A 13,522-nucleotide genomic window follows, 5' to 3' on the forward strand; every position below is an offset into this window, starting at 1 on the left:
GCACCCGTAGCTCAGCTGGATAGAGCGTTGCCCTCCGAAGGCAAAGGTCACACGTTCGAATCGTGTCGGGTGCGCCACTTCGGTCTAAAGCTGCGAACGCCGAGAACCGCCGCGTGTTCGCCTGCCGAGGCGGCCAGGGTTCTCAGCAAGTCAGTCCGATTTCCCATGATGCGCATCTCGCTGGTCGAGATGACTTCCACGCGCTGAGCCACTGCCCGCACGTGTTCGCGCCGGTACTTTCCTTCCGGATCACGTAGCCGCTCCTTCGTCACCTCGGCGAACCGACTCAGGATTTCCGGCGTCAGCATCGGCCCCAGCTTCTCAATCGCTGCCTCGGCGCGATCGGCGTCAGCTCGCGACTCATCGCGAATGACCGCCAGCTCCCGCATCCGGTCCTTGAGATCTTGGTCGTCGGTCGAGGCGAACCCGTCCTCGAGCGCTTCGTACAGCCGCTTCAGCTTCGCAGCCGCCTGGGTGGCTCACCAACGCAAGCGATGCGGCTGACGGAACGTACGACTCAGGAATCCATGTCACCGGCTATTTCGCCGGCAGCGCGCCCTCTGTTGAATTTTTCTACACGGCCGATGGAGCCAGTTTCACGGTGCCATTCTAGACGGCACAACTCTTGCTTGAAGTGAATCCATGAGAGAGCGGCCTCGATAAGGGTCGGGGCCGCAGCATGGAGAGCCACATGGTTGATGCGATTTCAAGCGGTGTCGCCCGCCTCCCGATCACGCCCAACAGCGCCGTGGGACGATCTGTCAAGATCGTGCAAGTTCAAGCGACGCCAGAGCAAACCGCGCAACTCGGCGAAGCGGAGCGCCGCGCCGCTCTCCTCGACGCAGTGGATCGCGAATACAAAGAGGCCTGGGCGAGGAAGGGCACCGGCGCCGCGGGCATGCAGCTCGGCGATGTCAGCAAACAATCCCCGCAACAGGCCGCTGGTAATCTCGCCGCAATCACCAAACTCCGCGACATTTACGGCGAGAACGGCATCCAAATCAGTGCGTCGCGTGGCGATGAGATGACGACCTCGGTAAGCACATTTATGAGCTGGCTTCAGGAGCGTGCTGGAGCAGCCCAGGCCAACGATCTTAACCCTGCAAGCTTGTTCAGCCTGAAAGTTTGACCGGGCAGGTTGTGCCGAGGTAACCGGCCTCAGTTCGAATGGTGGGCGGCAACCATTGGGCGCTGACACCCGCCTCCAACAGCGCCTCGACCACGCCGCGCTCATAGCCGCCAGACGGCTCCAACCCGACCGTCCGCACGGCTCGGCCGCAAGGCGCGGCCGCAAGGCTGGCTCCAGCCGATCCCGGGCGGGCGTTACACATCTTTAGATTGCGCCGCCCCAGGGCCTCGCGCCGAAAGATCGCCGCTTGGCGACGTTGTGGTGACTTTGAGTCTCCGAGCATAGGTTTCAGGACAACTGTGAACGGCGCGTGACACGTGTTGCAGTCCCCGCTCGTCGCAGGGAAAGACGCCGCTAGGCGCGTCCGGTGCGACCACGACGATCAAAGGGGGTTCATCGGATGACCGGCACGTCGCACACCAAGCTCTTTCTCATCAGCACAACGGCCTTGTTGCTAGCCGCGGGCGGAGCCTTCGCGCAGACGACGCGACAGGAAAGCGCGGCCACGACCGTGGAAGAGGTGGTTATCACCACGCAGAACCGGGCCGAGAAACTGCAGCAAGTGCCGCTGGCGGTGTCGGCGATCACCGGGGCCAAGCTCGCTTCCGAGCACATCCAAGCCTTCGCCGATATCGCCAAGGTCGCGCCCGGCTTCGTGGCGGCGCCGAACTACGGCTATATCCGCTACTCGTCGATGCGCGGCATCTCGAACAACCAGTACGGCTTCGCCGACGACCCTTCGATCGCGCTGTTCGTGGACGGCGTCTATCAGGGCCGCGGCGGCACCGGCATGATGACCAACGCCAACTTCGACGTCGACCGGATCGAGGTGATCAAGGGACCGCAGGCCGCGCTCTTTGGCCGCAGCTCGATCGCCGGCGCCATCAGCATCATCACCCGCCAGCCCACCTTCAACAGCTTCTCGTCCGACGTCACGGTCGGCGCCGGCAACTATGGCCGGGTTTTCGCCCAGGGCTCGGTCAACCTGCCGCTCAACCAGAATTGGGCGCTGCGCCTGGCCGCGGACTCCGAGGATCACAACGCCCTCTACAAGGATCCGGGCGGGACTGGCGGCCTGGGCGCGACCAACGTGAAGGCGGCGCGGGCCATCCTGGCCTATCGCGGCGAGAACGGCCTGCGCTTCTCTCTGAAGGCGACGGTCGAGCGGCGTAAGGAGAACGCCTATCCGCTGCAGACCACCGATATGGCCGATTTCGTCGTCACCAACTCGATCGGCGGCCGCCGGTCGCCGGCGGACTTCGACATCTACGAGAGCGTGGCCAAGATCTCCTACGATCTCAGTGACAAGCTGACCGCGACCCTGACCTCCAGCACCCGTCGGGTGGAAAATTACTTCTCGCTGGACTACGACGCGCGGCCGCAGATCGTTGGCGGTCCCTATACGCAGGAAACCGATGATCGCCAGGTGGGCCAGGACCTGATCTTCGTCTATGGCGGCGAGCGCTTGAACGCCTCGTTCGGCGCGTCGTGGTTCAGCGAAGGCCTGAGCGGCGACATCAACAACTGGGTCGACAAGACCTTGGCCTTCACGGGCGCGGTGCCCACGGGCCTGGCTCCCAACGACTACACCAACGCCTTCTTCGAGCGGGGCTACTACGATGGCCGCTTCCATGGCTATTCCGCGTTCGCCGACACCACGTTCAAGGTGACGGACAAGCTGCGCATCGCCGGCGGCGTCCGCTTCAACAGCGACACCAAGCGCTATACCCTGAACGTTCCCAATCCCGCCGTGCTGCCGCAGAACGCCGGCAAGGCCTTCGCCGGCGCCTATTACAACTGGGGTTTCTGGACCAGCGCGCCGATCAGCTCCCAGCACACTTGGGAAAACACCTCGTTCCGCGCCTCGGTGAGCTATGATCTCTCGTCGGCGATCACGAGCTATCTCTCGTTCAATCAGGGCTGGAAGGCCGGCGGCATCGATAGCTTCAAGGCCGTCACGACCACGCCCTTCACCTTCTATTTCGGTCGCGATATCACCGCCGCCGGCGGCAAACCCAACGTCTACAACCCGGAAAAGAACAGCAGCTTCGAAGGCGGCCTGAAGGGGCGCTTCCTGCAAGGGCGCCTCTCCGCCAACCTGGCGGTCTACCAGTACAAGTATCGCGATCTGCAGGTGAACGTGACGCGCGGCAACTCGGTCACCGTCGAGAACGTCGGCCGGGCGCGCGGTCGCGGCGCGGAACTGGAAATCCAGGCCGTCCCGGTCGATGGGCTGGAGGTCTTCTCCAACACCGCGTACGCCGACACCAAGATCCTCGATTTCCCGACGGATCGCACCCAGGAGGGGCTGCCGCTGAACCGCGCGCCCATGTGGAGCGGCTCGGCCGGCGCCAAGGTGACGTTGCCGCTGCCGGTGCCAGGCAAGGTCAAGCTGCAGGGCGACCTCAGCTTCCGCAGCAAGTTCCGAGTCGAAAACAGCCCCCTCTACCTCGTTCCGGGCTACACCTTGACCAATGCGCGCCTGAACTGGTTCAGCGAGTCGGGCAAATATGAAGCGGGTCTCTATGTCGAGAACGTGTTCGACAAGTTCACCTGGAACAGCGCGGGCATACGTCGGGCGTTCGGCGCCACGCCCAGCAATGCGCGCGCGGTGTTCGGCAATCCCCGCATGTTCGGCATCGACCTGACGGCGCACTACTAGGCGGAGATCTTCGTGGGGCGGCGTGAGATGCTGACGAGACTTGGCCGCCCGAGGCTGGCGCTGACCTTGACCGCTGCCCTGAGCCTTGCCGCGCCAAGCATCGGCAGGGCCCAGGCGGCGCCGGCGGATCCGATGTCGGGGGTTTGGACCCTGAACAGGGCTCGGTCCGCCGGCGCGGAAGGTTCCCAGACGATCACCGTCACCGTCAGGGGTGACGAAGAAACCTACCTCTCCGAATGGACCCAGCCCAACGGCCAGAAAGTGATCAGCAGTCACGTGGTCCGCTATGACGGCGCGCCCGTGACCAGTCACAGCTTCGTGGTGACGCCGGCCGGGGAAGTCGCGGCCTCGACCTCCGAGGTGGCCATGCGCCAGCTGGACGCGACCCATCGCGAGGTGACCTTCCGGCGCGGCGGGCAGGTCTTGAGGGTGCTGAGGCGCTCTCTCTCGCCCGACGGCCGGCAGCTGATCACCGACACGACCGTCTACGCGCCCGACGGCCGGGCGCGATCGACGGCCCACTTGGTGTTTGATCGGAAATAATCCCGCCGTCGAAGCCTGGCCGGCAACTTCGGGGGCGCGGTCAAGGCGAATGGCGTGGCGGTAAGGTGTTGAGGGAAGCGACCATGTTGCCAGAGCGCCCGAGGCGAACACGATACGCCGTCTGTCCGCTGGTTTTGGCGGGGACGTTGGGCGGGGCGGCCATGGCGGCGACCCCGCGCGAAACCGCGGACCTCGTGATCGTCAATGGGCGTCTGCCGACCGTCGAGGGCGACGCCACCGCGATCGCGGTCAAGGGCGACAAGATCACGCGGGTCGGCAAGGATCGCGCGGTCCTGGCCCTGCGGGGCAAGGCCACGAAGGTGATAGACGCCCGCGGCCGTTCGGTGCTTCCGGGCTTCAACGACAATCACGTCCATCTCTACTGGGGCGCCCGGTCGCTGGCCGCTCCGGACGTGCGCGCGCAACGCGACCTCGCCGGCATCCAGAAAGTCATCGGCGACTACGCCGAGGCCAACCCCGATCTGGACTGGATCGACGCGGGCGGTTGGCTGAACGCGCAGCTGCCCGGCGGCGCGCCCGACAAGACGATGCTGGATACGATCTCCACCACGCGTCCGATCGTCCTGTGGTCGCTCGACCGGCATTCGGCATGGGTCAACAGCAAGGCCCTGGCCTTGATCGGCGTCACGGCCGAGACGCCTGACCCGCCCAACGGCGAGTTCGTGCGCGATCCCGTGACCCGCCAGCCCACCGGCTGGCTGAAGGAAATTTCCGCCGTCAGCTTCCTTCAGGCCGCGATGCCCAAGCCGTCGACCGCCGAACATGAGCGCATGATGACCTTGGCGATCAACGAAGCGCTCCGCAACGGCGTTACCTCGGTCAACGAGGCGTTCGGCAATGTCGAGGAGTTCGAGATCCTCGACGGCATGCGAAAGCACGACAAGCTTTCCCTGCGGATCAGCTATGCGCTCGGCGTGACCCCCGGCTTCAGCGACGCCGAGTTCGCGCGCTACCAGGCGGTGTGGCGCGCTCACCCCGATACGCCGCTGCTGAAGACCGGCGTGGTGAAGTTCTTTCTCGACGGGGTGCCGAACGCCCACACCGCCTTCCTGCTCGCGCCGTGGGGGCCGCAGAAGGACACCGGTCAATCCATCTATCCGCGCGACGAAGTCATGAACTTGGTGTCGCGCTTCGACGCCGCGGGCTGGCAGGTGATGATGCACGCCATGGGCGACGGCGCGGTCCGGCTGGGCCTCGACGCGGTGCAGAACGCCGAGACCCGAAACAAGCCGCCCGCCCGGGGCCGGCGTCATCGTATCGAGCACGCCTTCCTGGTGGAGCCGACGGACATACAGCGTTTCGGCAAGCTCAAGGTCCTGGCCGCCTACCAGCCGGTCGACATGTTCCTGCCGCCGTCGACCCCGGCGGATCCGCCCAACCCGCAACGCCCGCCGCAGGAAGGCGCGCGCTGGAACGCCGTGCGCGCGGCGGGCGCTCACGCCTCCCTCGGAAGCGATTGGCCGGTGTTCACGATGAACGCGCTGGCGCGGATCTACGGCATCGTCGACAGCCGTCGCGCCGACCAACGCATGAGTCTCAAGCAGGCGCTGCGGGCCTATACGCGCGAAAGCGCCTACGCGTCGTTCAACGAGAAGACCCAAGGCTCGCTGACGCCAGGCCAGTTCGCCGACATCGTCATTCTCTCCCGCGATCTGGTGGGGTCCCCGCCGGCGGCGGCCAGCGACCTAGCCGTCGACATGACCATCTTCGCCGGCAGGGTCGCCTATGAGCGGGAGCGGCGCTAATCCGCTGTCTCCAGGTGTTGATCTGTCACCATCGGCGGCGGATTTGACACCTCCGGCTGGCGGGGCAAGTTGAATTAAGCATTCGAAGCGCCAAGACCCGGGCCGCCGTATCGGCCTCCTCCCCCCCGACGGGTCTTGGCGCGCCCTAGAGCGTGATAGCCGAAAGTGAGAGCGGTTTCGGCGGCTAGCACGCTCTAAAGGTTCGAAAGCGAGCCTGTTCGCGAGGTGGTGCTTGTTGAGCACCCGATCTACTCGAATCCCGCGCGCCAAAGGCGCTGGCGCCGGAGCTCTTCGGTTTACACGCCCCGCGCCATACACTTCCCATAAGACACTGTAATATAAACGAAGTTTATTTTATCCGGGTCGCGCCAGGCGTCTGGGCCTGGGACGAATTCTTGACCCGCGCGGCGCCGGATTTGGCCCGCTCGCGCCTTTGGTGGTGTCTGAATGACACCTCTCTTGTCGGACTAGTCATCTCCGCAAGCGGGATGAAGTGGCGTTGAATTCGACCCCAACCCACAGGTCTCGTCGCGAGCAGTCCCTTGAGCCATTCCTACGCCTCAGCCAACAACGCGCTTCAGCGGCGTCGCGGCGCGGCCGTATCGGCGGGCGTGGCCACGGCCACGACCGTGTTCGCCGATCGCGCCGCCAACGCCGAGATCTGGGACGTCGAAGGACGTCGATACATCGATTTCGCCGGCGGCATCGCGGTGCTGAACGTGGGACACCGCCACCCCAAGGTCTTGGCGGCGGTCCAGCATCAGCTCGACCGGTTCACCCACACCGCCTTCCAGGTCATGGCCTATGAGCCCTACATCGCCCTCGCCGAGCGCCTGAACGCGTTGGCGCCGATCGAGGGCGACGCCAAGACGCTGCTTTTCACGACCGGCGCCGAGGCGGTGGAGAACGCCGTCAAGATCGCGCGCGCGGCCACCAAGCGCCCCGGCGTGATCGCCTTTACGGGCGGCTTTCACGGCCGCACCACCCTCACCATGGCCCTGACCGGGAAGGTCGCGCCCTACAAGCGCGCCTTTGGCGGCGGACTGCCCAATGTCTTCCATCTGCCGTTCCCCATCGCCGATCGCGGCGTCAGCGTCCAGGACGCGCTGAAGGCGCTCGACTTCCTGTTCGCCGCCGACATCGATCCCAGCGCCGTGGCCGCCATCATTCTGGAGCCGGTGCAGGGGGAAGGCGGGTTCCACCCCGCGCCGGTCGAACTGGTCGCCGCCTTGCGGGCCGTCTGCGACGCCCATGGCATCGCGCTCATCGCCGACGAGGTTCAGTCCGGCTTTGGCCGCACCGGCAAGATGTTCGCGGCCGAACACTGGCCGTGCAAGCCGGACCTGATCACCGTGGCCAAGTCCTTGGCGGGCGGCTTTCCGCTCTCGGGCGTCATCGGCGGCAAGGACTTGATGGACGCCGTCGAGCCCGGCGGTCTTGGCGGGACCTATGGCGGCTCGCCGATCGCCTGCGCCGCGGCCTTGGCGGTGCTGGACGCCATCGAGACCGAAGCGTTGCTGCCGCGCGCCGACGAGATCGGCCGCCGTCTCCGCGCAAGGATCGAGACGTTCGTGGGGCGCAACGACCTGCGTCCGGTCGCGGGTCCTCGCGGACCCGGCGCGATGATCGCGTTCGACCTGGTCGATCCGCGCACCGGCGGGCCGGACGGCGCGGCCGCCAAGGCGGTCGCCAAGCGAGCGCTTGAAAACGGCCTGCTCCTTTTGACCTGCGGCCCCTCGGGCGAAACGGTGCGGCTGCTCGCGCCGCTGACCATCCCGTTCGAGCAGCTCGACGAGGGCCTCGACATTCTCGAAGCCAGCCTGCGGGCGGACGCCGCCTGATGCTGGCTGGCCAAACGATCGCGGACCCGCCGTCCTTCCTCGCGCGCCCGGACCTCTTCCGCCAGGCCGCCTTCATCGACGGCGCGTGGGTGGAGGCCGAGGCGCGCCTCGCCGTGCGCAATCCGGCGAACAATGCGGTGATCGGCGTGACGCCCAACCTCGGCGCGGCCGAGACGATCCTCGCGGTCGAAGCCGCCGAACGCGCCTTCCAGAGCTGGCGCAAGCTGACCGGCAAGGCGCGGGGCGCGATCCTGCGGCGCTGGTTCGACCTGATCATCGCCAATAGCGACGACCTGGCCGGGCTGCTGACCCTGGAACAGGGCAAGCCGCTGGCCGAGGCGCGCGGCGAAATTCAATATGCCGCCTCGTTCATCGAATGGTTCGCCGAAGAGGCCAAGCGCATCTACGGCGAGACGATCCCGGGGCACGAACCGGGCCGTCGTCAGATGGTGATCAAGCAACCGGTGGGCGTGGTCGCGGCGGTGACCCCCTGGAATTTTCCGGCCGCGATGATCACGCGAAAGGTCGCGCCGGCCCTGGCGGTCGGCTGCACCGTCGTGCTCAAGCCTTCGGAGCTGACGCCCTTCACCGCGCTGGCCTTGGCGTTCCTGGCGCGGGAGGCCGGGCTACCGGCCGGCGCCTTCAACATCGTCACGGGGGAAGCGCCGCCGATCGGGGACGTGCTGACCACCGATCCCCGGATCAAGAAGTTCACCTTCACCGGCTCGACCCCGGTGGGCAAGATGCTGGCGGCCAAGTGCATGGCGACGGTCAAGCGCGTGTCGCTCGAACTGGGCGGCAACGCGCCCCTGATCGTGTTCGACGACGCCGACCTGGACAAGGCGGTCGAGGGCGCGATCTCTTCGAAGTTCCGCAATACCGGCCAGACCTGCGTCTGCGCCAATCGCCTGCTGGTGCAAGCCGGAATCCATGACGCCTTCGCCGCCAAGTTGACGGCGCGGGTCGCGGGCTTCGTGGTTGGCGATGGCTTGCAAGGGCCGACGGACCAGGGGCCGCTGATCAACGAGGCGGCGGTCGCGAAGGTTCGCGGCCATGTCGAGGACGCCAAGCACGGCGGCGCCCGGGTGCTGATCGGCGGCGAAAGCCTCGAGGGGGCGGGACACTTCTTCGCGCCCACCGTGCTCGTCGACGTGACGCCGCGGATGCGGATGTCGCGCGAGGAGACGTTCGGTCCGGTCGCCGGCCTGATCCGCTTCGAGACCGAGGAAGAGGCGGTGTCCATCGCCAACGCCACCAGCGCGGGCCTGGCGGCCTATTTCTTCACCCGCGACGTCAATCGCGCGTGGCGCGTGGGCGAAGCCCTCGAGGCGGGCATGGTCGGGATCAATACCGGCCAGGTCTCGTCCGAGACCGCGCCGTTCGGCGGGGTCAAGGAATCCGGGCTGGGACGCGAGGGCGCTCACTACGGCGCCGACGAGTTTGTCGAGCTCAAGCTGCTGTCCTCCGACATCAACGATTAAGCGAGAGCGGACCCTTCTCATGTCGATCGTCAAATTCGACCCCGCGACACTGCTTTCAGCCCTTCCCGCCGGCGCGGCGGTCGCCGAACCAATCGGCGAGCCGGTGTCGCAAGTCGCCGTCAAGAGCTTCGCGTCCGAGCGATGCGCGACCTCGCGGACCGGGGTCTGGGCGTGCACGCCGGGCCGCTGGCGGCGTCAGATCCAGCAGGCCGAGTTCTGCGTGTTCCTTGAAGGCGACGCGCTCTTCGAACCCGACCATGGCGAGCCGGTCGAAATCCGCGCCGGCGAGGCCGTCTATTTTCCGGCCGGCTCCTTGGGCGTGTGGACCATCCGCCAGACCGCCCGGAAGGCCTACGTGATCTTCGACGAGCCCCAATGAGCAGCGTTGACCTCATGACATCCGTCCACGCGCCATCGGCGCCCGAGAGCTACGCCGCCACAAGCTATTGGCTGGAGAGTTGCGGCGACGACCTGACGCCCCGCAAGTCCGTCTCCGGCGACGGCGTCTACGACGTGGCGATCCTGGGCGGGGGCTTCTCCGGCCTTTGGACCGCCTACTATCTGCTGCGCGACAATCCCGGCCTGTCCGTCGCCATCGTCGAGCGCGAGATCTGCGGGTACGGGGCGTCGGGCCGCAACGGCGGCTGGTGCTCGCCGCGCTATCCGCTCGACGCCTCGACCTTGATCGCGCGTTATGGCGTCGAGGCGGCCCGAAACGTCATGCTGGCCATGCAGCGCACCGTCGACGAGGTCGGCCGGGTCTGCGTGGAGGAGGAGATCGACGCGGAGTTTCGGCGCACCGGCATCCTGAGCCTGGCGCGCGGCGATCATCAGCTGCCGGCGATCCAGCGCAGCCATCAAGCCTATGAACGCCTGGGGCTTGGCCACGACAATATCCTGATCAGCGCCGCCGAAGCCAGGGCTCGCGTCAACGTCACCCAGCTGAGCGGTGCGCTGCACACCGCCCACAGCGCCTGCCTGCACCCCGGCAAGCTGGTGCGCGGCCTGGCGCGAGTGGTCGAGCGCCTGGGCGGCACGATCTTCGAACGGACCGAGGTCGTGCGGATCAGGCAGGGCGCCGAGCCGCGCCTGATCACCGCCGCCGGAGACCTGGTCGCCAGGCGCGCCATCGTCGCGGCCGGCGAGGCTTACCTCACCCAGCAGCCAGGTTTCCAGCGGGCGCTTCTGCCCATGTCGTCGTTGATCGTTCTCACCGAGCCGCTGACCGAAACCCAGTGGACCCAGATCGGCTGGCGCGGCGGGGAGGGTCTGGCCTCCCAGGTTTCGGTGGTCGACTACCTGACCAAGACCACCGACGGCCGCATTCTCTACGGCAGCCGTGGCGCGCCCTACCATCTCGGCTCGAATGTCGATCGTTCGTGGGATGAGCCGACCGCCGACACCATGCGGCGCACGCTGCTCGAATGGTTCCCGATCCTGGCCGATGTCGGCTTCTCGCATGGATGGGCGGGGCACCTGGGCGTGACGCGCGACTGGACGCCCAACATCGTATTGGGCGGCGGCAAGCTGGGTCAGATGTTCGGCTATACCGGGCGCGGCGTGTCGACGACCAATCTTTGCGGCCGCATGCTCGCGAGCGCGATCACGGGCCGCCCGTCCGGCTTCGAGACTCTGCCCACCGCCGGCCATGTCTCGCCCCTCTGGGAGGTCGAACCGTTCCGCTTCCTGGGCGTCCGCTACGTGCAGGAAGGGTTCCATCGCATCGACGCGGCCGCCAAGGAAGGCCGGGGCGCGCCGATCGACGCCCCCTTGGTTCGCTGGCTGAGCAAGCAGTAGACGCCGCCAAGAGGCTGTCTATCTCGAAGGAAAATCATCGAAACAGACAGGCTCGATTTCAAACATCTAGAGCGTGCTAGCCGGCCGCGACGGCGTCCGACGGATCGGGCGCGCGCTTCGCGGATAGGGCGCTAAAGCGGGTTCAGCACCCGATCCAGGAATTCGCGGGTCCGGGCCTGCGTCGGATTGGCGAGCACCGCCTTGGCGGGACCGCTCTCGACGATGCGCCCGCCATCCATGAATAGCACCCGGTCCGCGACCTCCCTGGCAAAGCCGATCTCATGGGTGACCACGACCATGGTCATGCCCTGCTCGGCCAGTTTGCGCATGACTTTCAGAACCTCGCCGACCCGCTCGGGATCCAGCGCCGAGGTCGGTTCGTCGAACAGGATGGCCCGCGGGCTCATCGCCAGAGCACGGGCGATGCCGACGCGCTGCTGCTGTCCGCCCGACAGCTGGGCGGGATAGTTGTCGCACCGATCGCCGAGGCCGACATCCGCCAGCAGCGCCCGCGCCCGGTCGAGGGCCGCCTCGCGCGGCTGGCCCAGCACGTGGATCGGCCCTTCGGCGACATTTTCGGCCGCGGTGCGGTGGGGAAACAGATTGAAGCGCTGGAAGACCATGGCGACCTTGCCGCGCACCGCGCGCAGGGTCGATGGCGAGAGCGGCTGGCCGTCGATCAGGATCTCGCCGCCGTCATGGCGCTCGAGCCCGTTGATGCAGCGCAGGATCGTCGACTTGCCCGAGCCCGATGGACCAATCAGGCACACCACCTCGCCACGCGCGACCTCGAAGCTGACATCCTTGAGCACCATGGTCGAGCCGAAGGACTTGCTGATGTTCTTTAGGCTGATCATCTGCGGGCGAACTTTCGCTCGAGCTGGCCGACCGCGAAGGTCAAAGGCAGGCTCATGGCCAGATAGAGGAGCGCGATGAGCGTGTAGACGGACATGTTCTTGAAGGTGCTTACCGCCAGGAGCTGGCCCGCGCGCGTCAGCTCGGCCACGGTGATGGTCGAGGCGATCGAAGAGTCCTTCAGCAGCATCACGGCCGTATTGCCGAACGGCGGCAGCGCCACGCGCACGGCCAAGGGAAGAACGACGCGCACGAAGATCTTGCGCTCGCTCATGCCGAGCGCCTCGGCGGCCTCGATCAGCGCCGGATCGACCGAGGCGAAGCCCGCGCGGAAGTTCTCGGCCTGATACACCGAATAGGCCAGACCCAGGCCCAGCGCCCCGGCGATGAAGGCGTCCATCTGCAGGCCAAGCTCGGGCAGCACGAAATAGACGTAGAACAGCTGCACGATGATCGGCACGCCGCGAACGGTGTTGATGATCAGTCGGCTGACGAGGCGCGGCGCCGAGCTCTTCGACAGGCCCATCAGCGCCCAGGCCATTCCCATGACGAGGCTGGCGACCAGGGCGCTCGCGGTCAGGCCGATCGTAACGACCACGCCCCGCAGCAGAATGGGCAGGAAGGTCGTCGCATCGGAAAAGAACGTTTCGAGGCCGTTCAAGACAGTCCCCACTTGGCGATGATGGCGGCGATCTCGGTGGACTTGATCCGGCCGATCGAGGCGTTGAGCTTCCGCAGAAGAGCGGTGTCTTCCTTGCGCACCAGCAGACAGACGTCTTCCTTGCTGGGCGGCGTGAACGAGGCGACGAGCCGGAGCGGAAGGTCGGGCGTCGTCCGCAGGCGGTAGGCCATGAGCGGCGCGTCGCCGTAGACGGCGTCCAGACGTCCGCCCTGCAGATCGCGCAGCGCGTCGGCGAGGTTGTCATAGGTCTTGACCTGCGTGACCCCGGCCTCGCCGAGCTGGGCGACGAAGCGCGTCCCCACCTGAGCGCCAACCGTCGCGCCCTTCAGGCCGGCCAGGTTCTGGGGGGCGCGTCCGTCGTCCTTGCGCACCATCACCGCGCCGCCATAGGCATAGACGGGGGCGCTGAAGGCCACGACCTTCTCCCGCTCGGCGGTGCGAAGAATGCCGGCGGCCACGAGGTCGATCTTCTTGGCGGTCAGCGAGGGCACCAGAGCGGAAAAGGCCGTCGTTTCCACCGCGATGCTCAAGCCGGCGTCGGCGGCCACGGCGTGCGCGATGTCGATCATGGCGCCGACCAGACTGTTGGTCTCGATATCGAGAAAGCTGAAGGGAGCGCCGGTGGCCGTCGAGCCGACGCGCAGGGCGCCGCTGACCTTGTCGCCCTTGACGCCGCACGCGCTCAGCAGAAGGCCGCTGGAAGCCAGGACCATCGCCTGCCGGCGGGAATAGTCGGGGTGTCGGGTCATAGGATCCTCGTCGCGCG

12 protein-coding genes and 1 tRNA gene are annotated in these 13,522 nt (G+C 66.6%); 9 read left to right on the top strand and 4 right to left on the bottom strand.

Annotation, left to right across the window (positions count from 1 at the left end; genetic code table 11):
• Positions 1-77 (top strand) — tRNA-Arg (locus tag Q0V34_RS17155).
• On the opposite strand, the gene Q0V34_RS17160 is transcribed toward Q0V34_RS17155, so the two are convergent.
• Positions 48-389 (bottom strand): hypothetical protein, encoded by a 342-nt coding sequence (locus Q0V34_RS17160; protein ID WP_297514345.1) that lies wholly within the window; start codon positions 387-389, stop codon positions 48-50. The two genes, Q0V34_RS17155 and Q0V34_RS17160, sit on opposite strands and share 30 nt — an antisense overlap.
• Before the next feature lie 302 nt (positions 390-691).
• Here Q0V34_RS17160 and Q0V34_RS17165 point away from each other — a divergent pair, with 302 nt between their 5' ends.
• From Q0V34_RS17165 to Q0V34_RS17200, 8 genes are all read left to right on the top strand, one after another.
• The gene (locus Q0V34_RS17165) at positions 692-1,129 is read left to right on the top strand and encodes a hypothetical protein (protein ID WP_297514348.1); all 438 of its coding nucleotides are present in this window, start codon (positions 692-694) and stop codon (positions 1,127-1,129) included.
• A gap of 400 nt (positions 1,130-1,529) precedes the next feature.
• Positions 1,530-3,791, top strand: a complete 2,262-nt coding sequence (locus tag Q0V34_RS17170) for a TonB-dependent receptor (RefSeq protein ID WP_297514351.1) — start codon at positions 1,530-1,532, stop codon at positions 3,789-3,791.
• A gap of 27 nt (positions 3,792-3,818) precedes the next feature.
• Positions 3,819-4,334, top strand: a complete 516-nt coding sequence (locus tag Q0V34_RS17175) for a hypothetical protein (RefSeq protein WP_297514354.1) — start codon at positions 3,819-3,821, stop codon at positions 4,332-4,334.
• A gap of 161 nt (positions 4,335-4,495) precedes the next feature.
• Positions 4,496-6,100, top strand: a complete 1,605-nt coding sequence (locus Q0V34_RS17180) for an amidohydrolase (protein ID WP_297514357.1) — start codon at positions 4,496-4,498, stop codon at positions 6,098-6,100.
• Between the two features lie 542 nt (positions 6,101-6,642).
• Complete coding sequence (gene gabT, locus Q0V34_RS17185; RefSeq protein ID WP_297514360.1) at positions 6,643-7,941, top strand: 4-aminobutyrate--2-oxoglutarate transaminase; 1,299 nt, start codon at positions 6,643-6,645, stop codon at positions 7,939-7,941.
• Entirely contained in the window at positions 7,941-9,422 is a 1,482-nt protein-coding gene (locus tag Q0V34_RS17190; RefSeq protein WP_297514363.1) for an NAD-dependent succinate-semialdehyde dehydrogenase, read from the top strand. Before gabT ends, Q0V34_RS17190 begins: the two co-directional genes overlap by 1 nt.
• Before the next feature lie 19 nt (positions 9,423-9,441).
• The gene (locus tag Q0V34_RS17195; RefSeq protein ID WP_297514365.1) at positions 9,442-9,801 is read left to right on the top strand and encodes a cupin domain-containing protein; all 360 of its coding nucleotides are present in this window, start codon (positions 9,442-9,444) and stop codon (positions 9,799-9,801) included.
• 14 nt (positions 9,802-9,815) lie between these two features.
• Entirely contained in the window at positions 9,816-11,219 is a 1,404-nt protein-coding gene (locus Q0V34_RS17200) for an FAD-binding oxidoreductase (protein WP_297514368.1), read from the top strand.
• A gap of 131 nt (positions 11,220-11,350) precedes the next feature.
• Here Q0V34_RS17200 and Q0V34_RS17205 read toward each other — a convergent pair whose 3' ends face one another.
• From Q0V34_RS17205 to Q0V34_RS17215, 3 genes are read right to left on the bottom strand one after another with little or no spacing between them, the layout of a single operon-like run.
• On the bottom strand, positions 11,351-12,076 hold the full coding sequence (locus Q0V34_RS17205) for an amino acid ABC transporter ATP-binding protein (protein ID WP_297514370.1): 726 nt from the start codon (positions 12,074-12,076) through the stop codon (positions 11,351-11,353).
• On the bottom strand, positions 12,073-12,735 hold the full coding sequence (locus Q0V34_RS17210; RefSeq protein WP_297514373.1) for an amino acid ABC transporter permease: 663 nt from the start codon (positions 12,733-12,735) through the stop codon (positions 12,073-12,075). The genes Q0V34_RS17205 and Q0V34_RS17210 overlap by 4 nt, the downstream gene beginning before the upstream one ends.
• A complete protein-coding gene (locus tag Q0V34_RS17215; RefSeq protein ID WP_297514376.1) occupies positions 12,732-13,505 on the bottom strand; it encodes an ABC transporter substrate-binding protein in 774 nt (257 codons plus the stop codon). The genes Q0V34_RS17210 and Q0V34_RS17215 overlap by 4 nt, the downstream gene beginning before the upstream one ends.
• Positions 13,506-13,522: the final 17 nt, after the last annotated feature.

Origin of the sequence: uncultured Caulobacter sp., from assembly GCF_947036865.1 — a bacterium.
In the GTDB taxonomy this organism is placed as follows: domain Bacteria; phylum Pseudomonadota; class Alphaproteobacteria; order Caulobacterales; family Caulobacteraceae; genus Caulobacter.